Below are 22,594 nucleotides of genomic sequence, written 5' to 3'. Positions count from 1 at the left end.
CACTTAACCTATAGTATTCTCTTTTATCGCGAGCAACGAAATTGGCATAAAGTCAAATCTATAATTGATAGGATAATTTAGACTGTGAAATATCGCATTTTTCAGTTCAACCGCAGACACTGATCTAAGCGCGAACATAAAGTTGATTTATCAAAGTAAGTCGCTTTTCATTGGGACTATATTCTGATTCCTATTTTTTTGAAATTTGGACTCCTCAATCTCGTTATTCTTTATTTTACAATTTAAGATGCTTCCATTAATTCGTTAATTTTTTTAACTGATCATAGCCAATTAACTCTTCTGATTGCCAAGGAATCACAGCCGTTTGGGATGCATGCGATTGGCCAATAAGTTGAATCCACTTCTGTTCAGATAAAGAGCGTTGACTTAATAACGGATCAGTCGTATGAGTTGCAGAAAAACATTGATTGACCACCCACCAGTTTGGTGTGATGTGTGCCCGAGCTAAATCATCTTGTAATCGTTTCGCCTCATGAACAGGAGTTGCCTCAGGCAAGGTAACAATGATGATATCTGTTTCCTCACTGTTTCGCAGTCTTGGCAAAAGCTTTGAGACAGACTTTGGAACCTCACCTGTTGATCGTTCAATTTCTTTATGATAAGACTGCGCCGCATCTAACAGTAAAAGAGTGTGGCCGGTCGGAGCTGTATCAATGACGACAAATGAACCGCTTGCTTGATCGACAACTTCGGCAAAAGCACGAAAAACAGCAATCTCTTCTGTGCATGGAGAACTCAAATCCTCTTTTAAATAAGCTAACCCATTTTCATCTAACGTCTCTTTCGCTTGCGCTAACACTTCCTGAGTATAGGCTTCCACTTCTTTTTTCGGATTGATCTGGCTAATGGTTAAACGGCCCTTTGCCTTTGTTCCCTCTAGGACAAATGAAAGATGCTCAGCGGGGTCTGTCGTTGTTAAATGAACCGAATGCCCTTGTTCTGCTAAACCAATAGCGAGCGATGCCGCTACGGTCGTTTTACCGACTCCCCCTTTGCCCATTGTTAATATAACTCCGCTGTTTTTAGCTCCTAGTCGTTGGATCACTGCTCTTAGTGAAGGAAGCTCTACCGACGTTACCTCTTGATCTTCTAATGGTTGATGTTGTTCATTTTTGAAAAAAGCTCGTAAAGCATCTGGACCTGTAAGTTGGTACGGGACATAAGGGAGCTTAAATGATCTCATAGATTTTACTTCTTCTGGCATGTTCGTTAATGCTTGTTGCTGTCGTTTGTAAAAAGCTGTAGAAACTAAATCTTCTTTTTCATAATGCTCAAGACATCCATTAATCAGTAAGATTTGATTGGTCAAACCGACTTCCTTTAACTCTTTAGCAGCTCGACTTGCTTCTGATAACGCGGACTCATCTGGTCTAGAAACAAGGATAAGCGTCGTCTCCTCTGTATTAGCTAGCGCTTTAACAGCGTCCGTATACAGCGCTCTTTTTTCAGCAAGGCCAGAAAGAGGTCCTAGGCATGACGCACCGTGAGTACTGTCCTCGAGAAAGCTAGACCAAGCACTAGGAAGTTGAAGCAAGCGGAGCGTATGACCAGTTGGAGCTGTATCAAAAATGATATGGTCATATGTATCTGTTCGTTCAGGATCCGTTAATATTGATGCAAATTCATCAAAGGCAGCAATCTCAACGGTACATGCCCCTGATAGCTGCTCTTCCATTTGTGTAACAACGACTGCTGGAAGTTTGTCTCGAAATGGACCAACAATTTTTTCCCTATATGCACTAGCCGCTTCTTCAGGGTCAAGATTGATCGCTTCTAGTCCCCGTATTGCTTTTATCTTCGTAGTTATGTAACCAATCTCTTGATCAAATACATCTTGTAAGTTTGAAGCAGGATCGGTACTGACAATCAATACTTCTTTCCCCTCTTCTGCCAAGGCTACAGCCGTTGCACAGGCCGTCGACGTCTTACCAACACCGCCTTTTCCCGTGAAAAATAAGAATGGTGTTACTGTATTTGAACTAGGTTGAAAACGTGTGATCATAGCAATTCAATTCCTTTTGATTTGCTTGGTTGTTTGGATAGAACTTCGGTTGGCACATTCGCCCACTTAGCTAACTGTTCATTGGTTGGGTATTGACCTTTTAGTTTGATTTCTCCATCAACTATAGTGGTGGGCAGCGCATCAATTCCCTCTTCATGTAACAACTGTTGGATTTGCGTTTCATCAACAAACGCTTGTGGATCAGATGCTAAATTAAACCGTGCAATATCAATCGTTTGCTTTTCTAACATGAATAGAGCCGTTGCCACTCTTGTTAACTCGGGATCGACGCTTGGTCCACAAACACCGGTATCGCAGCACATTGCAGGATCATAGATTCTTATTTTTACCATCATAGTAGCCTCCTTTTGGATCTGGAAAAACGAGGACTAGCCCCGCTCATAAATTATTTCCCTGTTTCAGCAAATGTGTGAATACGTTCACCAATCTCATCACGTAGACGTTGGAAGAAAGCCCATTTTTCTTCGTCTGTTCCTTCTGCTTTTGCAGGGTCATCAAAGCCCCAGTGTTGACGTTCTTTGTTCGGAGGTGTAGCTGGGCAGACGTCATTGGCATGGCCACATAGCGTTACAACTAGATCAGCCTTCTTTAGAATCTTGGGATCAATCGTATCTGATGTTTGATTGGAAATATCAACCCCAACTTCAGCCATTGCTTTCACGGCATTCGGGTTGACACCGTGAGCTTCGATTCCTGCTGAATAGACATCATATTGATCCCCAAGATGCTTCTTTCCCCAACCTTCAGCCATTTGGCTACGGCAAGAGTTTCCTGTGCATAAAAAGTAAATGATTGGTTTAGACATGGTAATTTCTCCTTTTGAATTCATAGATTTTTTTTTAGAGAATAATTACTAACCAGAGATATAAACCAACAAGCGTAATAAATAACGTTGGTATCGTTAAAATAATACCTACCTTAAAGTAATACCCCCATGAGATCTTCATCCCTTTTTGAGCGAGAACATGTAACCACAACAAGGTAGCTAATGAACCAATTGGTGTAATCTTCGGCCCTAAATCTGAACCAATCACATTTGCATAAATTAATGCTTCTCGAATCGGCCCTGTGGTAGCTGTATCAGCAATCGCTAATGCATTAATCATCACTGTTGGCATGTTGTTCATGATTGATGATAGTATGGCCGCAATAAAGCCCATCGACATCGTCCCAACGAATAATCCTTGATTCGCTGCTCCTTCAATGACTGTTGCTAGCATATCCGTTAAACCAACATTTCGAAGACTGTAAACGACGACATACATTCCAATTGAAAACACAACGACCGCCCACGGTGCGTTTTTGATAATACCTGTAGAACTTAATTGTGGATTGTTTGCACTAACCGAACGGAAAATCAAGTAAAAGACAATGGCGATCGGCATCGCAACAAACGATACCGGTAAATGAATAAACTCACTTACAAAATAACCGATTAATAACACAGCTAAAATATACCAAGATAACTTAAATAGCCTTGGATCCTTTATCGCTTCAACTGGTTGTTTCAATTGACTCAAATCATAATTTTTCGGAATGTCTTTGCGGAAATACAAATATAAAACAAGAATACTAGCTCCTAAAGCAAAAAAGTTAGGAACAATCATACGTGATGCATACTCAACAAATCCAATTCCAAAGAAATCTGCCGAGACGATATTCACTAAATTACTAACAAGTAACGGCAAAGATGTCGTATCAGCAATGAAACCACTCGCCATAATGAATGGCAAAACCATCGCTTCTTTAAAGCGAAGGGCTCGAACCATTGCTAAGACAATCGGAGTTAAGATAAGAGCTGCTCCATCATTTGCAAACAAGGCAGCGACAATCGCTCCAAGGATTGAAACATATAGAAACATTTTAATTCCGTTTCCTTTTGCAAACCTAGCCATATGCAAGGCAGACCATTCAAAAAAGCCAATTTCATCTAAAATTAAAGAAATAATAATAATAGCTACAAATGTTAAAGTTGCATTCCAAACAATTCCTGTTACGGTCACCACATCACCTAGATCAACGACACCGACTGCTAGGGCTAGGACTGCCCCGATCGATGCTGACCAGCCTATTGATAAGCCTTTTGGTTGCCAAATGACAAGTACGAGCGTAAATAGGAAAATGAGAGATGCCAGTATGACTTGTGACAAGTTTCTCCACTCCTCTTTTTCTTTCTATTCGTTAATCACAACAAGCAACACGTAAGCCGCGGCGCTCTAAGTCCTTTAGTTTATCTTTTTGACTAGGAACGTGTTGCAGTAAGTCTTCTATCAATGGATAGGTTTCATGGTTCGGATTCACACGATAAAAGATCCACTGACCTTTCCTCTTTTCTTCAACAAGACCCACATCTCTTAGCTTTCGTACATGTTGGCTGACAGAAGACTGACTCATTTCAAACAGTTCAACAAATTCACAGACACAGCATTCATCTTCAGACAACATCGCCATCATCGCTAAACGGGTTTTATCACCTAAAAGCTTTAATACCTTAGCCGCTGTATCAATCTCAACCAAAGGAATCGTATTGCTCATGTTTGTCATTCCTTTCTTTAATCTCGCTTTATTATATAAGCATATACTTATATATGTAAATGGTTTATTTATAATCACATGTCTTATGAGAATGGCAAAAGCTTCGGGCTTACTCAAAGCTTTGTTTTTTTCGGTTTGTTTAAAGTTTGTAAACGGTAGGTTTAGTGGCTGCTTATGATTAAATAGAGGTGGTAGCAGAGGAGAAATTAAATAGCACATATCCCCTAGTGATTAAATACTTTATATAACCCTCGGTAAACGATGATTTTGTCTACTTAAGGTTAAAAGTAACTACCTTTGTTATCGAGGAAGGTAGGTTTCTTATTAAAAGAACGAATTATTATTAACATCCGAGGATGAGAGGCGCACAACCGATTCTCACAATGCTTAGAGCGAGAACGTTAATCCTGAGCTCGCAAGGATCACTTCACCCGTATAATGCTTAGCAACTTCTTGACGTAGTTGTTCATGATTCCCCTTATGCGGGAGATGACTTAAAACCAACTTTATAGGTTTTGCTTGTTTTGCCAATTGCCCTGCTGTCTCACTCGTCATATGACCAAACTCGGCAATCTGATCGCCTTTGTATCCACTACACTCCGTAATAAGGAGATCTGCACCATTTGCAAATTCGGCTAATTCAGGAAAGAAACTTGAATCGGCTGTATAGACAATCGTTTTTCCTTTGCTTTCTATTCTCATTGCATAACAAGGAACCGGATGATCTGTTTTCTTAAATGTAAACGTAAATGGTCCAATATTTTTTGATGTTTGCTCTTGATAAGCTTGTGATTTCACGACGTTTTGATAGGCGAGTTTAGCAAAAGCTTGTTCATCGTCGCTATGACCATATATCGTTGACTCCTTCATATCGACATCCATTCCTTTATTAATAATTCGCGCATACTGATAAGCACCAATGTCGGCTAGATGGTCATGATGATAATGAGAAAGAATGATGCCATCCAGGTCGGTTAAAGCGCAATAGGAGTGTAGGTTTGAAAGAACACCACTGCCACAATCAATTAATAGTTTAAAATCGTTCTCCTCAAGTAGATAACCAGAAGTTGCCTCGCCTTTTTCGGGATAACCGTGCCAATAACCAACGACTGTTAATTTCATCTTTCTCACCCTCCTATCTACTGATTTTCCTTTTGATTAATCCGCTCACGCTCTGTTAGAATTGCTAATTCTGTCATTAATTTTTTTTGTTCATGCTCGTTACTAGAGTCAGCAACACATTCTCGCAAACGCTTTATCTTTTCACGTTCTATTTTACTCACGCATAACTTCCTTTCTTTTTCTCCAATTCTTAACTATTAAGTGGGCATTCGTCTTCTAACTTAATCAGGTAAAAAGTCAAAATTACCCTCTATCCCTTATACAGTATAAACACTTTCTCCATTAATAAACGTATTTCTACCGTAGCAGTTAGCAGTGGAAGCAAACAGATGATCACTCCAAATCACGAGAAAACGCAACCATGCTCATCAAACAAAAAAGCCCTTCAACAGCTTCCGCCGCTAAAGAGCTTTTTCTAGTATTATTGAGCTGCAGGGTATACGCTCACTTGTTTGCGATCACGACCAACACGCTCGTATTTCACAACGCCGTCTACTTTCGCAAATAGTGTATCGTCTCCACCTTTACCTACGTTCACACCAGGATATACGCGTGTTCCGCGTTGGCGCACTAGAATTGATCCGCCTGTAACAGCTTGACCGTCAGCACGCTTAGCGCCTAGACGCTTAGATTCTGAGTCACGACCGTTCTTTGTACTACCTACCCCTTTTTTCGATGCGAAAAATTGAAGGTTCATTTTTAACATGGAATTCACCTCCCGATTATATCGTTGATTTGAATATAACTGCTGTATTCTTCAGCGATCGACTGGAGGGATACTAACATCCCTTTAAGAAGAAGCTGGACTTTCTCAAATGTTATATCATCCAAACCGTTTGGAACATAACAGCGGAGAAAGCCGCCATCCTCCTCCATCTCTATATCAAGCTCTACTTCACAAAGTGCAGCAATTGCATTGACAGAGCCAAAAGAAACAGCTGAAGCTCCAGCACAAACGAGATCATGACCATACGGACCAGAGTCTGCATGTCCACTCATCGTAAAAGAGACAATGTTCATTTTGTCGTTACGTGTAATCTCAACCGTAATCATAGATTAGCCGTTAATCTTTTCGATTACCACTTTCGTGTAAGGTTGACGATGACCTTGCTTACGACGGTAGTTCTTCTTAGCTTTCATTTTCCAAACGATGATTTTCTTTTGACGACCGTGTTTTTCAACTTTCGCCGTTACAGTAGCGCCTTCTACGAAAGGAGCACCAACTTTAACATCATCGCCACCTACGAATAAAACGTTATCGAAGCTAACTGTTTCACCAGCTTCTGCGTCTAATTTTTCGATGTAGATTTCTTGGCCTTCTTGAACTTTGATTTGCTTACCACCAGTTTCAATAATTGCGTACATACTTGCACCTCCTCATATACTCAGACTCGCCATCCTAGGTAGACAAAAGTCATTTAAAACCTGTTCTGTGCGGTTATAGTTGTTTGGGTGCGACCAAATAACTAACAAGCGAAATTATATCATATTTTCTTAGATACTGTCAATCAACTATTTTGCTTTTAATCGTTCTATCTGCGCGGTTGCTTCGGCCATGTCACCAATATAACGAATCGAATAACTCTCTTCGTTTAATTTTTTATTAGGATACACTAAAATCCGAAAACCTAAAGCTTCCTCTAACCGCTTTAAATGCTCACTTTTTACTCCAAATAAAACGGTTGCAACAGCAGGAGGTAACTCAAGGACAAGCGCTTCTTCTACCATTCCCCTATGCTCCCAAAGCTGCCTCTCAATTTTAAAGGCTTGTGCTTCATCCGATAGCACCGCTCCCTTACCTTGACAAGTTGGACAGGTTTTAGACAAGCTTGCCTGAAGGTTTTGTCTTACTTTCTTCCTTGTCATTTCAAGCAAACCAAGCCCTGTAATTCCAAGAACATTGGTTTTTGTTCGATCACTTTTCAAGGCTTTTTCAAACACAGCTACAACATGAGCGCGGTCTTCCTCTCGCTTCATATCGATAAAATCAATGACGATAATCCCAGAAATATCACGCAAGCGTAGCTGCTTCGCTATTTCCTTGGCTGCCTCACTATTTGTTTTCCGCACCGTGTCATGGAGATCGGTCTTGCCTGTGAACTTCCCTGTGTTCACATCAATAACAGTTAATGCCTCTGTTTGATCAATCATTAAATAGGCGCCGTTCTTCAACCAAACTTGTCGACGCAGGGCACGTTCAAGTTCTTTCTCAATCCCATAAGCAGAGAAGATATTCTCTTTTTCACGATAAAGGGTGAGCGCAGCTTGAAGCTTTGGAAAAGGTTCTAAAAGCTCTTTCAGCATCTTGTATGACTCATGTTGATCGACAACAATTTCATCAAGATCGGCATAAGAAAAATCACGAACGATTCGTTCGATTAATCCCGTGTCCTGATGAATGAGCGCAGGTGCTTTCTGGCTTTTCTCATCCTTCCAGATTTCCTGCCAGCACTTCCTTAAAAACTGAAGCTCTTGCTTAATCACTTCAGGAGCTTGTCCTTCGCAGGAAGTTCGGATGATCACGCCTTCCTTTGCCTCAATCGTCTCTTCTCCTATTTGACGCCAGCGTTCACGCTCGCTCTCCGTGGAAAAGCGGCGTGAAACCCCAACATAATTTCCTTCAGGCATGTAAACCAAAAATTGGCCTGGAAACGAAATCACGCCGGAAAGTCTAGGTCCTTTTGTTCCAAATCCTTCTTTTGTGACTTGAACGAGTAATTCTTCACCTTGCCGAACAAACTCGGAAATACTACGTTGCTTTTTCTTTTCTTCCTCTTCCTCAGATAGGTGAAAGGAAAGCAGGTCATCTCGATATAAAAAACCATTTTTGTCTCTTCCAATATCGACAAATGCAGCTTGCATTCCAGGTAACACATTAACGACACGACCACGGTAGACATTGCCAACGATTCGATTTTCAATTGTTCGCTCCACCATTAATTCAACAACCCGGTTGTTTTCTACAACCGCCGCTCGTCTTTCCCTTGTCGCCATATTAAAAATAATTTTCTTCACTAAGAAAAGCTCCTTTTCCTGGTTATCTTTTCTCTATTGTAACAGTTTCCATATCAAAAGTCGTTTTCAGAGTTGATTAGAGTCGGCCAGAGAAAAAATAGGAAAGAGGAACATGAGGTTTTTTCTTTGTAAAAAGGAGCTGCAGCATTTCTTTTTCTTCAATCATGAGCGACTTACCTGTCTGTAATTGAAACACGTTAAACATATGGTAATGACCTCTTTTAATTTGCTTCATTGCTTCTCTTAGTGGAATTGAATCACGAACTAAAATGGTTTCTCTCATATGATTCTCATAAGTACTCGATCGACGCGCCATCAAAAAACGCATATACCGATAGTAACGCTGCTTCCATTCCAAATAGTTCATTAGCACCAAAAACGTTAAGACCACCCATAAATTCAAATGGTAAGGAAACCAGTTCGCGCTTAATAAAATCATCACAGCTAAGACTGTTCCTGAAGCCCAACGCGAGTATTTTAACGCCTCTACATAGGGAAAACGATACGTGCACCATAATTGCACAAGCCTTCCGCCATCAAGAGGTAAAACGGGGATTAAGTTAAAGCATAAAATCATGATATTATGCCAAATAAAAAGATGATGATCCGTGCTAGTCCAAAATGAAAAGTGAACAAGAACATAAGACAGGAGCATCATCCATATATGTTGAAGCGGGCCAGCTACTATCACAATTAATTCTTCATGAAACGGGCGGTTGCCGACGTCTTCCACTTCTGCTACACCACCAAAGGGCAACAGCTCAATTTTATGAATTCGCCATTTAAACCGATGCGCAGCAATCGCATGTCCCATCTCATGAATGAAGACGATTGTAAAAATCATTAAAACTTCTCTGAAATACCCGGTAAAGACACCTATGCCGACAACCAACCAGAACAGCGGATTAATTTTGATCTTCAGTAAAAGATCTCTCATTTAGTCGAACGTTAATACATCGCTTGGATTAATGTATTGATCATCTTTCTTTAAGGCAAAATAGAAAATTCCTTTTTCCGCTTCGGTGTTGGCCGTTACTGTGCCAATAAGGTGTCCTACTTCAATATGATCATACATATTAACCTCAACCTTATCGAGCATGCTGTAGACAGCTTCTGTTCCATCATAGTGCTCAACGGTAACTGATTTGCCAAGGTTTTCGTCTTCGGCTCTTCCAACTGCTTTAACAAGCCCTCCTTTTACGGCTTCTACTTTGGCGTTCATGCCTGTTTCAACAAGAATGCCACGACCATCTTGATCAAAATCCTGACTAATCGTTCCTAACACAGGCATCGCATAAGCTAATTCAACTTGCTCATTCGGATCTCCTTGTGCTATATCTTGATTAAGTGGTACAAGTGCCAATGGACGGCCAAATTGGTTTTCGTACCAATTGGCAATGGCTGCGAATTGCAGCTCTTGCTCATACGTCTGTTTGATTAAATTTTTAGCGCTTTCCGCTTGAGGAACTTGCGACTGAAATAAAATCGCTGTCATTAAAAACAAACAAACGGCCACCATCAATCGAAAAAGAAAGAAGTCACCTGATTTCACAGGTCGTATCCCTTTGTTGGATTCAGCTGGAACATAGAAATCTGGTTCCTCCCTGGCTTCTTCGTGTCGGTTCATTAACATCGGAACAGTCCGTTCCCGTTGTTTCACGTCCTGGTTAATTTGACGTCTTCTCGTTTCTAACTTACGCCTAACTTTATTCAAATTTTTAGACATACGCTTCCCCATCCTTTTTGACAAGCTTGTATACTTAAACATATGACTTGTCCGTTAGCAATATGATAGAGTTGAAGGAAAAAGGTTGGTTTGTACCTTTTCCTTCAACTCTATGCACTGAGCGGAGCCGCTGCTGGGGGTTAAGCCTCATAGGAGTGGGCTTCTCCTATGAGGCGCGCAGCGTGCGGAGCCAGTGCCGTCTTTTTACAACACACTAGAGTAAAGGAAAAAGGTTGGTTTGTATGTTTTCCTTCAACTCTATGCACTGCGCGTAGTCTTTTATTAGGGGTTTAATCCTGTGATAAGTATGGTAGTGTGCTCAACCCGTGTAGAAGGAGAAGCACGAAATTTCAAAGAATAGAAAGGATGTTTTTTATGAACAAACGCCAGCTTGGAAAATCAGATTTATACGTTAGTGAACTAAGTCTAGGTTGCATGAGCCTTGGGACCGATGTACACGAAGCCCAAAAAACCATTGAAGCAGCCCTCGACAGCGGGATTAACTACTTCGATACAGCCGATTTATACAATGAAGGGCTCAATGAAGAAATCATCGGTAAAGTTTTAAAGGGAAAGCGCCAAGATTTAATACTCGCAACAAAAACGGGTAATCGTTTTGAAAAGGGAAAAGACGGCTGGAGTTGGGATCCATCAAAAAAACACATTCAAACAGCAGTAAAAGATAGTTTGAGGCGACTACAAACCGATTATATAGACTTATACCAACTTCACGGTGGCACCATTGAAGACAATATTGATGAAACGATTGAGGCATTTGAGGAGCTAAAGCAAGAAGGGGTCATTCGCTACTACGGTATTTCTTCGATTCGACCAAATGTCATCCGAGAATATGTGAAGCGATCGTCCATCATCAATATCATGATCCAATACAGTTTGCTAGACCGTCGACCGGAAGAAGTATTCCCTTTACTGAAAGAACATCAAATCAGTGTTGTAGCAAGAGGTCCAATTGCCAAAGGCATTCTTACCAACCGTCCATTCAGTCAGATGTCGAATTCCATTCAACAAAAGGGCTACCTCCAATATTCTTATAAAGAACTACAATCACTACGTTCTTCTTTTGAAAAAGAACTATTACAAGGCCGCCCTATGCAAGCAGTCGCCCTTCAGTACTGTCTTTCTTCTCCAGTAGTGGCCTCAGTCGTTGCAGGAGCAAGTAGTCCAACTCAAGTCCGCGACAACGTAAAGGCACTCCACACAGCGGACCTGACAACGATTGAGCTTCAATGGATTAAAGACCAGACGAAAAAAAATTTGTATGAGCAACATAGGTAATTAGTATTTGACTGATAGAGGGATCTCATAGGAAACTAGTCTCCTGGAGTCCCTTTTTGGGTTGAATTGTGAATGATTGAAAGCTAAAAGGAGCATAAACATGGAGGTGAGCGGACATACATTCCGTTATTTCTTCATAAACGTTCAGTTTAGAAAGTTAACGGACATAGGTTCCGTTATCAGAGGAAAGGTTAGTCCATAGGAAATGATTTTCGGTAAATACCGGAATCAGTTTCCGCTAAACCTTCATAGATGAGTGTTTATAAGGAAATGAGAGCTTCTGTGTCCGCTTGGAAACAAGCATTAATTTGTTAAAGACATCCTTTTGCTTACTCAAAAAACATCCGTTAAATTAATGTTGCCCAGCTGTGGGTTTTTCAACATCAACTTTTAGGGGTGCCGTCTAAGTTAAGCTACTTTTTACTCTCTCCTCAATTTATTCTTGTTAAAATTCCTGCGGCAATGACTCCGTTCACTGCAAGCCTACTCTGAGAAACCTGCTTAGAGTAGGCTTAAGATCTTTACAGTATACGCTCATTGCTTCGAAAAAATTAAAAAAGGGCAAGATCAGAGGTCCCTGAAAAAGGTAGGTTTTTACCTTTATAGGGGTTTCTAAGATCACCCTTTTTTAAATTCCCTAAATCTATATTCTCACTTTATCCATAAGTATTTCTTTCATCACATGGCCGAGTTCTGGAAGAATAATTCGTTTCATTGCTAAATTGACAGCACCTGTTGCTCCTGGCATGGAGAAGATAGCTTTACCGTCTCGCACTCCAGCAATCGCGCGGCTTAAGATTGCGGCTGTTCCAATTTCTTCAACAAAACTTAAATGACGGAATAGTTCCCCGAATCCTGGCATCTCTTTATCTAAACTATCTCTAACGGCTTCATGCGTCGTATCGTGTAGAGCAATACCTGTTCCACCCGTAATCAGGATCGCATCAACGTCAGCGCGTATCGCAGCGATTTTGATCCAGTGCTGAATTAAACTGTATTCGGCATTTATAATTTGATATTCAGACACACAATGACCTTTTTCCTCTAACATTGACCGAATGAGTGCTCCACTTTTGTCATCTTCATACGAACAAGAATCTGTTACAGTTAAAATCATACAACGAATGCTCTTTGTCACCTGTTCACAGTGTTCTTCCATCATCGTCATTTATTTATAGCCTCCTCTAAAAGTAGTGTTCAAAAAAGGATTAAACAAGCGGTTTAACAGATCGTTTTTTGAACATTCTTTCTCATTCCTTCAATTATCGTACCATAGCCTGTTGGTTCTGTTACCTAATGTTGTCAAATAATTGGTACGACGCTCAAAAAGTGATAGATAGCAAGGGTTTTCAAACTGACCCCATCTAAGGGGAGATAAGACATGATAATCCGCGATAACGCCTGAATATGAGCATTGAAAGATAAACTAACAAGGGCCAAACATTTGTCCATACAAAAGAGCAGAGGATTGACACCCCTACTCTAACTTTTCATCAACGTACCTAACGTACACTGAAAAATGATTTTAATTTAGCAAACATCCCTTTTTGCTCATCTAAAGACATAAGTGGAACGGTTTCACCCAAGATTCTTCTAGCTATATTACGGTAAGCGATTGATGCTTTGCTTGTTGTGTGCAACGCAATAGGCTCACCCTTATTCGAGTGTTTAATCACCTCATCATCATCCACTACAATCCCAATAAGATCAATAGCGAGAATCGATGCAATCTCATCGACATCAAGCATGTCTCCATTCTTCATCATATGACCACGTATCCGGTTCACGACGAGTTTCGGAGACTCTACATCTTCTTGCTCCAACAATCCAATGATACGGTCAGCATCACGAACAGCTGATATTTCAGGAGTCGTGACCACTATTGCACGATCAGCCCCTGCAACAGCATTTTTAAAGCCTTGTTCGATTCCAGCAGGACAGTCAATAATGACATAGTCATACTCTTGTTTCAGCTCTTCAATCAACGTTTTCATCTGTTCCGGTTGAACAGCTGATTTATCTTTTGTTTGCGCAGCTGGCAGTAGGTATAAGCAATCAAAACGCTTGTCCTTAATCAGAGCTTGCTTCAGCTTACAACGGCCCTCTGTTACATCAACGAGGTCATATATAATTCGATTTTCAAGACCCATGACAACATCAAGATTGCGGAGCCCAATGTCTGTATCCACTAAGCAAATTTTCTTCCCCGAAAGTGCAAGGGCTGTGCCAATATTAGCAGACGTCGTTGTTTTTCCGACGCCACCCTTTCCACTTGTAATGACGATTGCCTCTCCCACGTTGATGACCCCTTTCTAAAGTTCTTACATTAATTCATGCCTAACAGCTGCAACGGTGTCACTTTGGTAAACTCAAGTAAAGTTTGCTCACCGTTATTTAGGATTTCATTTTATTAGCTATATTTTCATGTGACTATTAATAGAATAATATTGTGTTTGCTATAGTGTTTGCAATGGCTACGTACGCTGCGCGCCTGTTCGAGAAGTTCGCTCAAACAGGCTTAAGATCCTGGTAACGGCTTCGCTCATTGCTTCAGGATTTTCAAAAGGTGAAAATCTCTTAAACAAGCAACTGTGTTTCGTTTTTTGAGAGCTCTGGATGTGATTGTACGAGCTGCTGAACTCTTCCCATATAAAATGATCGTTGTTCATCTAGAAACACACCCGACATCATTTTTTCATTGTCCTTCTTTGCTTCAAAGTGCATGATCTCATCTGCAATTCTTAATTGAGAGGGGGCTAATACAGAAGCGGAGATGACGGCGTTAGCATCGCCTTCAAACCCAGCATGAGCAATACCACGTAAAGCTCCCAATACATAAATGTTTCCCGTCGCCATAAGCGTTCCCCCAGGATTGACATCGCCAATTAAAAGAACATCGCCCACGACCTTTAACACTTGTCCAGAACGTATGATTCGCATTAACGTCACGGTTTGCGATTCTTGACGCAACTTTTCTGATTCTTCTTTTGATAGAACACGAGATTCAAATTGTTCCACAGCGAGGTTGCGCCCGTTCGTAATTATATTTTCTAGTTCATCTCGCTGGTAGTCTTGAAGAAAACGATAACCAATATCCACTTTGACTAACACATCAGGACCTTCTGATTGTTGATAGTGCTTGGACGAAAGTTTCTCAATTAATTCCTCCACTAGACTTTCATAAGAACAACAATCGTCTAATAAAAAAATCAAACCTTCTTTCGTCCCTTTTATCGTAACATTTTGCTTTTTTTGAACCATAATTATGTCCACCTCAGCCTCAAACACCTTCGTCACTCGTCCGAATTCAATTGCTAATACCCGAGTAAATCGAAAAACAGTGATGATACGTTTATTCAACATGATACTACTTAAACCCTTCTTCATTGAAGAAGAAAAAGAAAAATCATTTACTATTTTGTCGTAATTTATCTTTCACGCAGACTCGCTTGACTGCTAACATGCGAGATTAGTTTTTTAACTGGATAATAAATGATAACCGCGAAAGCAAAATTCAAAACAAGCCCTGGTAAGAAACGCTCGTAAAAGAAAGCATTTGCCGGTAAACTCGTTATACCGATTAATTTATATAAGCCAAATTGATAATATTCAAAGAAAGCGACCGCAGCGAGCATAAGAATTAAATGAAATAACAAAGAATCCTGAATCTGCTTATATGTATAGGCAAATGCATAGCCAATAAAACCAAAGCCAAACAAATAAACACCTAGTAACTGGGTATAGACAATGTCATACATCAGTCCAAAGGCTAATCCATAAACCAAACTGCTAAAACGTCCAAAATGAATTCCTATGAAAACCATCATCACAACAACAAATCGTGGTACAAGCGTAACATCAATTTCATTATTAGACAGTGTCACCAACTGAAAAATCGTTCCTTCTATCACAAGTAAACTAAAAACAAGTGTTGGGATATAGAAACGACTCACGATGGTTCCTCCTCAAGTAAGGCTGGGTCTAAAGATGTACTCGTCCGTTCAATGATATACACATAGTCTAAAGCAAAAAAATCAGCGGTTGGTCTAATATAAGCGTTTTGCGTTAACCCATATTCATCCGGCTCCACCCGTACAATTTCTCCTAAGAGCAAACCACTTGGGTAAACGCCACCTTTACCGGATGTAACAACCATTTGTTCTTCTTCAATCTCTGCCGCTAAATCAATTTTCCTCATGATCAGCAAACCTAAATCTTCATCATAGCCTTCAATAAAACCATACTCCGGCTGATCCATTGAGATCATCGCCGAAACACGATTGGTACGATCATTATCCGACAACAGTTGAATTCGAGATGAGAACTCACTTACTGTCTTAACTTTACCAATAAGACCACCTTTTGAATCAATGACAGCCATATTCGATTGAATGCCATGTTCAGATCCGCGATTTAATCCAATGTATTTATTCCAACGATCCGGATTTCTATGAATCACGACAGCTGATCTCATTAAATAATCATTTAAACTCTCATCTAAATCAACCATGTCTCTTAATGTGTTATTCTCATTTCTAAGTAAATTACGTTCTACAGAAATTTGAGCATATTCATCAAGTCTTGCTTTTAATAACCTATTTTCCTCGTAGATATGTTGGATATCCCGAACATTTTCAAAGAAACCCGCAATAGCGTATGCGGGTTTCGTAAAAATGGTTTGCACCCATCCAACAGCGTCTCTAATCACTTGTTCTGGTCCTGTAATTTGCTCGCGATCTGTACGAGAATAACCGATTAGTGCAACCAAAATAATGATACTGACGAGAAGAATAATTAGTTTTTTGTTTGAAAAGAAGGACGGCATGCCTTACACCTACTTACCATTTTCGATCAGAGCGCGATGTAATTCCCGCCCTTGAACGAAATAGATGAAGATTTTCAAGCGCTCTTCCTGTACCAATTGCTACACAATCTAACGGGTTTTCTGCAACTAGAACAGGCATGTTTGTTTCATCAGCTAAAACACGATCAAGATTACGTAGTAAAGCTCCCCCACCTGTTAATACTATTCCACGATCCATAATATCAGCAGCAAGTTCAGGAGGAGATTGTTCAAGTGTATTTTTCACCGCTTCGATAATCGTCGTTACCGTATCCGCAAGAGCTCCAGCAATTTCCTCGGCTGACACTGTAATCGTCTTTGGTAATCCAGTTAGTAAATCACGCCCACGGATATCCATGTCATCGACGCCTTCAGGTGCACCAGCAGAACCAATTTCCAGCTTTAAGGCTTCTGACGTTCTTTCTCCAATCATTAAGTTGTATTTCTTTTTAACATATTGGATAATCGCTTCATCCATTTCATCACCAGCCACTCGGATCGATTGACTCGTAACGATACCACCTAGAGAAATAATAGCAACTTCTGTTGTTCCTCCACCGATATCGACGACCATACTTCCTGTTGGCTCCCATACTGGAAGATCTGCTCCAATTGCTGCTGCAAAAGGCTCCTCTAATGTGTAAGCTTCTTTTGCACCAGCTTGCTTCGTTGCATCTTCAACCGCACGCTTTTCAACCGCAGTAATTCCAGATGGCACACAAACCATAACGGAAGGCTTACGCGTAAAAATAGAACGATTTTTCAAAGCTTGACGAATAAAATATTTTAACATCGTTGCGGTTGTATCAAAATCAGCAATAACCCCGTCTTTCATCGGACGGACTGCAACTATATTTCCTGGTGTACGACCAATCATGTTTTTTGCATCGTTACCTACAGCTTCAATTGAGCCTGTATCTGTTCTAAGTGCCACAACCGACGGTTCACGAACGACGATCCCTTTACTCTTTACATACACAAGCGTGTTTGCTGTTCCTAAGTCAATTCCTATATCTTTTGAGAACCCACCAAACATCTATGTATCTCCCTTCATACAAAACCAAAATCATAAGCTTCATTATATCGAATAACTGATAAAAAAAATAGCCTTAAGTTCCCCAAGTTTTATTAAATTCCCCTAACAAACAAAAAAAGTAACAAACTTATGTTACCATTCTCATCCGTCAATCGCTATCCCTCAAACTGCACGGTCTTTAATAAGATTCTATTTGGTGTCTATTATATTATATGACGTACCCTTGCTCCTTCAGACTTACAAACTTTCGGTCACCGATAATAATATGATCGAGTAACTCAATCCCTAATAATTTTCCCGCTTCCGCCAAACGCTTCGTTACTTCAATATCTTCACGACTTGGGGTTGGATCCCCGGAAGGATGATTATGCAGACAAATAACAGAAGCAGCAGATCGTCTAAATGCCTCTTTGAAAATTTCACGTGGATGACAAATGCTCGCATTTAAACTACCGATGAAAACCGTTTTCCGGTGAAGCACTTGATTTTTTGTGTTCAGATAGAGACAATCAAAATGCTCCTGATGCAGAAAACGCATATCTTCCATCACATAATTGGATACATCTTCAGGAGACCTGATCACGTATCTCTCTTCAGGTTGCAGACTATGGATTCTTCTCCCAAGCTCAATTGCGGCAGAAAGCTCGACCGCCTTTGCCGCGCCTATTCCCTTAATCGTACATAGCTCTTCGATGGCGGCTTCTTTTAACAAAAGCAAACCATCAAATTTCGCCAACACTCGTTGCGCAACTTGTAACACGGATTCCTGCTTCGTACCACTTCGAAGCAAGATCGCAAGAATCTCTTGATTCGATAAAGCAAGAGGCCCTTCTTGTAACAAGCGCTCTCGCGGTCTTTCACGTTCGGGAACATCACGTATGAGGAAAGAGTGCAATGATTCCGCTCCTTTCTATCATGGACAAATTGAGGAGATTTTATCAACTATTTACATGTTGGGATGAATCCCTTTTTTTCGTAATTCCCTCATTGTTTTCGCTAACGGCAAACCAACAACTGTATAGTAATCACCAATAATTTGCTTCACTAAATAAGCACCGAAGCCTTGAATCCCGTAACTACCTGCTTTATCAAAAGGTTCCTTACTACGGAGATACATCGCGATGTCCTCATCAGATAAAGAATAAAATTTTACATCTGTTTTTTCAAAAAAGGTTTCGATTCCTTCCGCGGAACAAATCGCGACACCGGTATACACACTATGGGTTTGACCAGACAAGCTTTGCAACATTACTTTCGCATCTTGTTCATCACGAGGCTTTCCAAGGATCAAATCTCCAAATGCAACAACCGTATCTGCACCAAGGACAATCATGTCTTTATTTTGCAACCAAACATTCTTTGCCTTTTGAAAAGCTAATTGCTCGACCACTTCTGCTGGAGTCAATCCCTCCTCTACTTTTTCTTCGACTGTGCTTGTTTGAATTTCAAAGGAATAATGGGCTTGCTGCAAAAGTTCTTTGCGCCTCGGGGAACCTGAGGCTAAAATGAAAGATTTCATGAAGGGGTCACCTCTACAATCGTTTTCTTCTATTGTACAGGTTCAAAAATAGAATACCAAATCCTAATTGCTACCACTATAAGTGTGTGAGGAATGGTAACAGAATCTGTTTTCAGAAATTGACTTTCCCGTTAATAATTGATTGAATTCAGATTACAAAAGACTCAAGATTAGTAATCCACCTCTTCAAAAATATAAAGATCTACATCTTATCGATAAAGTTGAAAAAAGCTACTGAAACAGTTTGTTCAGCAGCTTTCTATTCCGTTCCTATTGCAACGCTTTAATAACTTGTTCATAACTAACCAAAGCATCTAATAGCGCTTGCTGAGACTTCCAGAGTGCCTCTTGTTCAGAAGAGCTTCGGTATTCCTTGAGCATTTCTCCAGCTAGTACTAAGTGGTCTCCCATCGCTAGCGCATGTTGCTGAGATTCACCAGTTAAATGACTGAAGGCTTGATCACGCTCGGCTCGTAAAGCACTCGCCTCGTCTTCAATTTGCTTGACGCGATTTTCTGTAATAAGAGAGCCTCCACTTAAGCCATCAACCGATAATTGAAGAACTTCTTTGTAATGAGAAATCGCATTTGCAAACCAGACTGATGTTTCTTCTGTTTGTCCTGAAACGGATTGCCCATCGATTCGGTACGTTTTCAAATAGGTTTCTTGTCCATATCCCGTATACAAATCACTTATTTTTTTTGCCTGGGCACGGTCGCCTCCCGCTCCAATAAACATATAAATCGGATCCGTTCCCTGTGTTAAGGTTCCTGGTAAGCCTTGTTCATGAATTCTGGCGACGACCTCTTCTCCTTTCGCCATTTCCGTAAAAGCGCCACCTTGTACGATCTCTAACGTAAGAGTGGGAAAATTTCCACCTTCTGCAAAAGCGGGAATTGCTTCGTCTATCGTTGTTTCTCCACCATCAACAATCGAAACATTGTTCCCCGTAAAAACTGTGAGAACCATCGTCCCTAACCCGAGTCCGACTACAATAGCAGAGAAAATCGCAGCTATTAGGATGAACGGAATCTTCGGTGTCCTCACACCGCTTAACGGTTTTTTCTTACGTTTATATGGAAGTTTTGGGCTTTTATCGCGATTTCCATCGTCCCAAAAAGGTTGTCCATTCCGTTTTCGTTCCTCATGTCTTCTTCCAAAGTCAATAATATTATCTGGTTGGGGAATGATTTCTGATGCTTCACTTTCATCATGCTCACGGGCTGCGACAATTTCTTTTGAAACATCGTGTTCTTTTAACAAATCTGGATCGACTTCTAGCTTGTCCTGAGTCAATTCTTTAACCGACTGTTCCTTTCCATTTAGTCGCACCAATATTCTGTATTTATCCTGATTCATGTAAATCACTCCTTCCCTCTACCACTGCTTATACTCTTATTCTATTATTTTACTCTCTTAGATAGAACAATTTGGGCAAAGAAGTTAATATTTTTTTGAGTTTCCCCTTCATTCTATTTCTGTATACGAAAAAAAGAACAAGACGGTTATTGTCTTGTTCTTTTTTTAGCCACCGAAGTTATCATAGATCGAGAACATTGGTAGAATTGCTGCTAGGACTATCGTACCCACGATAACCCCTAACATCACAATCATCAATGGCTCAATAATCGAACTCATCCGAGCGGCCATTTGCTCCACTTCGTCTTCATAAAAGTCTGCTACCTTTTCAAGCATCGTATCAAGCTGACCGGTTTCTTCACCGACCTTAACCATGTGACTAACAAGCTTTGGAAAGACCCAACTCTTGCTTAATGGCAAAGACAGGCTTTCTCCCGCACGTAGCGATTCTTTCAACTCATTGATTACCTTCTTCACTACTTCATTCTCAGCAATTTCCGAACTCATCGTCAAAGTTTGAAACACAGGTACGGAACTAGCGAATAATGAAGCCATTGTTCGCGTTACTCGTGCTAGAATTGTTTTTTGTGCCAATAAACCAAACACGGGAACGTTTAGTTTGGCATAATCTAGCATGTAGCGTCCCTTTAGATTTCTCTTAATCGCAACGACAAACAACGTAGCAATATACCATTGATGAATGAGAAAGTCAGATAGCGCCATAACCACTTTCGTTGGAAAAGGAATTGCTCCACCCATCGAAGTTAAATTCGCTAGTAAACTTGGCAACACAACCGTTAAAAGGATAACCACTAACTGCTTCACCGCCGTTACAAACTCAATGGCATTCTTCTTTTCAATCCCATCTTCACCATCCATGCTCACATTCGCAACCACAACCTTCACTTGATTAAACGAATCATGATCAGTCTCACTTACTGTTAGTTCAACCATTTGATTTTTCTCAAGCTTAAACTCACTCTCAAAATCAAAGTCGAGTGGTTCATAACCATCGCATATTCTCGTAACCTCACTAGCGCAATACACACGTTCACTATTATCAGAATTTCGATCTACTTTATAAATACCAGCATTGATTCGTACCTTCTCAATCACTTCCTGGCAATATATAGATTGGTTGATCCTTTCTCATTGGACGCAGTTCTAACCGAAGTCCCCATCATAATTGTTAATAATGGGATCAAAACAATTCCTAAGATCACAATCGCCACTAACAACTCAACGAGCGTCAACCCTTTCTCATCTTTCATTCTACTCACCCTAACCACAATCCGATATACCAATCCCAGATTTCAAGCCCGAAAAGATAAGCGACGAGCGTCCCGATGAAGATAAATGGACCAAAAGCTATCGGTTGTTTTCTTTTTACCATTCCAGTTAACATCAACAAAGAACCAACAACAGCACCGAAAAAGGAGGCAAGCATTAGACTCATGACCGTCATCCAAGGCCCAAGCGCAACCCCAATCGCTGCATAAAGCTTTATATCACCACCACCCATACCGCCACGGCTAACAACCGCAATTAATAGTAACAATACAAAACCAACAACCCCACCCAATAGATACAACCAAAATGGTTCGGTTCCGATAAAAAGACGTGTAATTAAAAGAATACCTATCGCTGGTAACGTGATTACATCTAAGATAAGTTGTTCGCGAATATCTGTAAGAACAGCTAGGATAAGAACCATGGTAATGATAACTGCAGGTATTAATTCTAACTCAAGACCAATAAATTTATAGACAATGAAGAGCGATGAAGCTGTTAACAGTTCAACGAATGGGTATAACGGGGAGATTTTCGAGTTGCAATACCGACATTTGCCTTTTAAGAAAAGATAGCTGAAGACAGGTACTAGGTCTAATACAGACAGTTTGTGTTTGCAGTTTGGGCAGTTTGATGGAGGGAAAGCAATCGATTCTTTTTTTAGTACACGGATGGATACTACGTTGAAGAAGCTCCCTAGTATCAAAGCTATTAAAATAATGTAGGCGTCGAGTAATAGCAATGTGATCTTCCCTTCTCAATTTTGTTTTTTTTAAAAAGCTGTCGCCAAAAAAATTGCGACAGCTTTT

26 protein-coding genes and 1 other annotated feature are annotated in these 22,594 nt (G+C 40.4%); of the genes, 1 reads left to right on the top strand and 25 read right to left on the bottom strand.

All coding sequences use genetic code 11. The features are described 5' to 3' along the window. Window positions 1-256: 256 nt before the first annotated feature. The 13 genes from arsA to LDX58_RS10150 form a co-directional block, all read right to left on the bottom strand. Window positions 257-2,023: an arsenical pump-driving ATPase gene (gene arsA, locus LDX58_RS10210; RefSeq protein WP_227936733.1), complete on the bottom strand. Its 1,767-nt coding sequence runs from the start codon at window positions 2,021-2,023 to the stop codon at window positions 257-259. After that, a complete protein-coding gene (arsD, locus tag LDX58_RS10205) occupies window positions 2,020-2,376 on the bottom strand; it encodes an arsenite efflux transporter metallochaperone ArsD (protein ID WP_227936732.1) in 357 nt (118 codons plus the stop codon). Before arsD ends, arsA begins: the two co-directional genes overlap by 4 nt. A gap of 53 nt (window positions 2,377-2,429) precedes the next feature. Further along, on the bottom strand, window positions 2,430-2,849 hold the full coding sequence (gene arsC, locus LDX58_RS10200; protein ID WP_227936731.1) for an arsenate reductase (thioredoxin): 420 nt from the start codon (window positions 2,847-2,849) through the stop codon (window positions 2,430-2,432). 34 nt (window positions 2,850-2,883) lie between these two features. After that, window positions 2,884-4,194: an arsenic transporter gene (locus tag LDX58_RS10195; protein ID WP_227936730.1), complete on the bottom strand. Its 1,311-nt coding sequence runs from the start codon at window positions 4,192-4,194 to the stop codon at window positions 2,884-2,886. Window positions 4,195-4,225: 31 nt separating this feature from the next. Next, on the bottom strand, window positions 4,226-4,579 hold the full coding sequence (locus tag LDX58_RS10190; RefSeq protein WP_227936729.1) for an ArsR/SmtB family transcription factor: 354 nt from the start codon (window positions 4,577-4,579) through the stop codon (window positions 4,226-4,228). 387 nt (window positions 4,580-4,966) lie between these two features. Then, entirely contained in the window at window positions 4,967-5,701 is a 735-nt protein-coding gene (locus LDX58_RS10185; RefSeq protein WP_227936728.1) for an MBL fold metallo-hydrolase, read from the bottom strand. A gap of 17 nt (window positions 5,702-5,718) precedes the next feature. Next, the gene (locus tag LDX58_RS10180; RefSeq protein ID WP_227936727.1) at window positions 5,719-5,862 is read right to left on the bottom strand and encodes a hypothetical protein; all 144 of its coding nucleotides are present in this window, start codon (window positions 5,860-5,862) and stop codon (window positions 5,719-5,721) included. Window positions 5,863-6,122: 260 nt separating this feature from the next. After that, entirely contained in the window at window positions 6,123-6,407 is a 285-nt protein-coding gene (gene rpmA, locus LDX58_RS10175; RefSeq protein ID WP_227936726.1) for a 50S ribosomal protein L27, read from the bottom strand. A 5-nt stretch (window positions 6,408-6,412) separates the two neighbouring features. After that, a complete protein-coding gene (locus tag LDX58_RS10170) occupies window positions 6,413-6,754 on the bottom strand; it encodes a ribosomal-processing cysteine protease Prp (RefSeq protein WP_227936725.1) in 342 nt (113 codons plus the stop codon). A 3-nt stretch (window positions 6,755-6,757) separates the two neighbouring features. Further along, entirely contained in the window at window positions 6,758-7,066 is a 309-nt protein-coding gene (rplU, locus tag LDX58_RS10165; RefSeq protein ID WP_227936724.1) for a 50S ribosomal protein L21, read from the bottom strand. A 12-nt stretch (window positions 7,067-7,078) separates the two neighbouring features. Beyond that, window positions 7,079-7,151: a sequence feature (ribosomal protein L21 leader region), on the bottom strand. 62 nt (window positions 7,152-7,213) lie between these two features. Beyond that, the gene (locus LDX58_RS10160; protein WP_227936723.1) at window positions 7,214-8,716 is read right to left on the bottom strand and encodes an Rne/Rng family ribonuclease; all 1,503 of its coding nucleotides are present in this window, start codon (window positions 8,714-8,716) and stop codon (window positions 7,214-7,216) included. 76 nt (window positions 8,717-8,792) lie between these two features. Then, on the bottom strand, window positions 8,793-9,560 hold the full coding sequence (locus LDX58_RS10155) for a M50 family metallopeptidase (protein WP_227936722.1): 768 nt from the start codon (window positions 9,558-9,560) through the stop codon (window positions 8,793-8,795). Between the two features lie 93 nt (window positions 9,561-9,653). After that, complete coding sequence (locus tag LDX58_RS10150) at window positions 9,654-10,442, bottom strand: M23 family metallopeptidase (RefSeq protein ID WP_227936721.1); 789 nt, start codon at window positions 10,440-10,442, stop codon at window positions 9,654-9,656. A gap of 375 nt (window positions 10,443-10,817) precedes the next feature. Here LDX58_RS10150 and LDX58_RS10145 point away from each other — a divergent pair, with 375 nt between their 5' ends. Continuing rightward, complete coding sequence (locus LDX58_RS10145) at window positions 10,818-11,738, top strand: aldo/keto reductase (RefSeq protein ID WP_227936720.1); 921 nt, start codon at window positions 10,818-10,820, stop codon at window positions 11,736-11,738. Window positions 11,739-12,381: 643 nt separating this feature from the next. Here LDX58_RS10145 and LDX58_RS10140 read toward each other — a convergent pair. The 12 genes from LDX58_RS10140 to LDX58_RS10085 form a co-directional block, all read right to left on the bottom strand. Then, window positions 12,382-12,906, bottom strand: a complete 525-nt coding sequence (locus tag LDX58_RS10140; protein WP_227936719.1) for a MogA/MoaB family molybdenum cofactor biosynthesis protein — start codon at window positions 12,904-12,906, stop codon at window positions 12,382-12,384. 334 nt (window positions 12,907-13,240) lie between these two features. After that, window positions 13,241-14,035, bottom strand: coding sequence for a septum site-determining protein MinD (minD, locus tag LDX58_RS10135; RefSeq protein ID WP_227936718.1), 795 nt, complete (start codon window positions 14,033-14,035; stop codon window positions 13,241-13,243). A 280-nt stretch (window positions 14,036-14,315) separates the two neighbouring features. Further along, a complete protein-coding gene (gene minC, locus LDX58_RS10130; protein WP_227936717.1) occupies window positions 14,316-15,101 on the bottom strand; it encodes a septum site-determining protein MinC in 786 nt (261 codons plus the stop codon). A 65-nt stretch (window positions 15,102-15,166) separates the two neighbouring features. After that, window positions 15,167-15,691, bottom strand: coding sequence for a rod shape-determining protein MreD (gene mreD, locus LDX58_RS10125; protein WP_227936716.1), 525 nt, complete (start codon window positions 15,689-15,691; stop codon window positions 15,167-15,169). After that, window positions 15,688-16,563 (bottom strand): rod shape-determining protein MreC, encoded by an 876-nt coding sequence (mreC, locus tag LDX58_RS10120; RefSeq protein ID WP_227936715.1) that lies wholly within the window; start codon window positions 16,561-16,563, stop codon window positions 15,688-15,690. The genes mreD and mreC overlap by 4 nt, the downstream gene beginning before the upstream one ends. Before the next feature lie 13 nt (window positions 16,564-16,576). Continuing rightward, the gene (locus tag LDX58_RS10115) at window positions 16,577-17,617 is read right to left on the bottom strand and encodes a rod shape-determining protein (protein ID WP_227936714.1); all 1,041 of its coding nucleotides are present in this window, start codon (window positions 17,615-17,617) and stop codon (window positions 16,577-16,579) included. Between the two features lie 208 nt (window positions 17,618-17,825). After that, window positions 17,826-18,512, bottom strand: a complete 687-nt coding sequence (gene radC, locus LDX58_RS10110; RefSeq protein WP_227936713.1) for a RadC family protein — start codon at window positions 18,510-18,512, stop codon at window positions 17,826-17,828. 51 nt (window positions 18,513-18,563) lie between these two features. Further along, complete coding sequence (locus LDX58_RS10105) at window positions 18,564-19,136, bottom strand: Maf family protein (protein ID WP_227936712.1); 573 nt, start codon at window positions 19,134-19,136, stop codon at window positions 18,564-18,566. 270 nt (window positions 19,137-19,406) lie between these two features. Further along, window positions 19,407-20,495 (bottom strand): hypothetical protein, encoded by a 1,089-nt coding sequence (locus tag LDX58_RS10100; RefSeq protein ID WP_227936711.1) that lies wholly within the window; start codon window positions 20,493-20,495, stop codon window positions 19,407-19,409. Between the two features lie 165 nt (window positions 20,496-20,660). Further along, window positions 20,661-21,611, bottom strand: coding sequence for a type II secretion system F family protein (locus LDX58_RS26420; RefSeq protein ID WP_227936710.1), 951 nt, complete (start codon window positions 21,609-21,611; stop codon window positions 20,661-20,663). Then, window positions 21,608-21,766: a PilW family protein gene (locus LDX58_RS10090; RefSeq protein ID WP_227936709.1), complete on the bottom strand. Its 159-nt coding sequence runs from the start codon at window positions 21,764-21,766 to the stop codon at window positions 21,608-21,610. The genes LDX58_RS26420 and LDX58_RS10090 overlap by 4 nt, the downstream gene beginning before the upstream one ends. A gap of 5 nt (window positions 21,767-21,771) precedes the next feature. Beyond that, window positions 21,772-22,527, bottom strand: coding sequence for a prepilin peptidase (locus tag LDX58_RS10085; RefSeq protein WP_227936708.1), 756 nt, complete (start codon window positions 22,525-22,527; stop codon window positions 21,772-21,774). Window positions 22,528-22,594: the final 67 nt, after the last annotated feature.

Source organism: Alkalihalobacillus deserti, assembly GCF_020734105.1.
Taxonomy (GTDB): domain Bacteria; phylum Bacillota; class Bacilli; order Bacillales; family Bacillaceae_D; genus Halalkalibacter; species Halalkalibacter deserti.
The sequence above is the reverse complement of the archived record's forward strand: the minus strand, read 5'-3'. Positions and strand labels throughout refer to the sequence as shown.

Coding starts and splice junctions, on each gene's coding strand:
- arsA (WP_227936733.1), bottom strand. CDS start 2,023: ATGATCACACGTTTTCAACCTAGTTCAAATACAGTAACACCATTCTTA.
- arsD (WP_227936732.1), bottom strand. CDS start 2,376: ATGGTAAAAATAAGAATCTATGATCCTGCAATGTGCTGCGATACCGGT.
- arsC (WP_227936731.1), bottom strand. CDS start 2,849: ATGTCTAAACCAATCATTTACTTTTTATGCACAGGAAACTCTTGCCGT.
- LDX58_RS10190 (WP_227936729.1), bottom strand. CDS start 4,579: ATGAGCAATACGATTCCTTTGGTTGAGATTGATACAGCGGCTAAGGTA.
- LDX58_RS10185 (WP_227936728.1), bottom strand. CDS start 5,701: ATGAAATTAACAGTCGTTGGTTATTGGCACGGTTATCCCGAAAAAGGC.
- rpmA (WP_227936726.1), bottom strand. CDS start 6,407: ATGTTAAAAATGAACCTTCAATTTTTCGCATCGAAAAAAGGGGTAGGT.
- LDX58_RS10170 (WP_227936725.1), bottom strand. CDS start 6,754: ATGATTACGGTTGAGATTACACGTAACGACAAAATGAACATTGTCTCT.
- rplU (WP_227936724.1), bottom strand. CDS start 7,066: ATGTACGCAATTATTGAAACTGGTGGTAAGCAAATCAAAGTTCAAGAA.
- LDX58_RS10155 (WP_227936722.1), bottom strand. CDS start 9,560: ATGATTTTTACAATCGTCTTCATTCATGAGATGGGACATGCGATTGCT.
- LDX58_RS10150 (WP_227936721.1), bottom strand. CDS start 10,442: ATGTCTAAAAATTTGAATAAAGTTAGGCGTAAGTTAGAAACGAGAAGA.
- LDX58_RS10145 (WP_227936720.1), top strand. CDS start 10,818: ATGAACAAACGCCAGCTTGGAAAATCAGATTTATACGTTAGTGAACTA.
- LDX58_RS10140 (WP_227936719.1), bottom strand. CDS start 12,906: ATGACGATGATGGAAGAACACTGTGAACAGGTGACAAAGAGCATTCGT.
- minC (WP_227936717.1), bottom strand. CDS start 15,101: ATGTTGAATAAACGTATCATCACTGTTTTTCGATTTACTCGGGTATTA.
- mreC (WP_227936715.1), bottom strand. CDS start 16,563: ATGCCGTCCTTCTTTTCAAACAAAAAACTAATTATTCTTCTCGTCAGT.
- LDX58_RS10115 (WP_227936714.1), bottom strand. CDS start 17,617: ATGTTTGGTGGGTTCTCAAAAGATATAGGAATTGACTTAGGAACAGCA.
- LDX58_RS10105 (WP_227936712.1), bottom strand. CDS start 19,136: ATGAAATCTTTCATTTTAGCCTCAGGTTCCCCGAGGCGCAAAGAACTT.
- LDX58_RS10100 (WP_227936711.1), bottom strand. CDS start 20,495: ATGAATCAGGATAAATACAGAATATTGGTGCGACTAAATGGAAAGGAA.
- LDX58_RS10090 (WP_227936709.1), bottom strand. CDS start 21,766: ATGAAAGATGAGAAAGGGTTGACGCTCGTTGAGTTGTTAGTGGCGATT.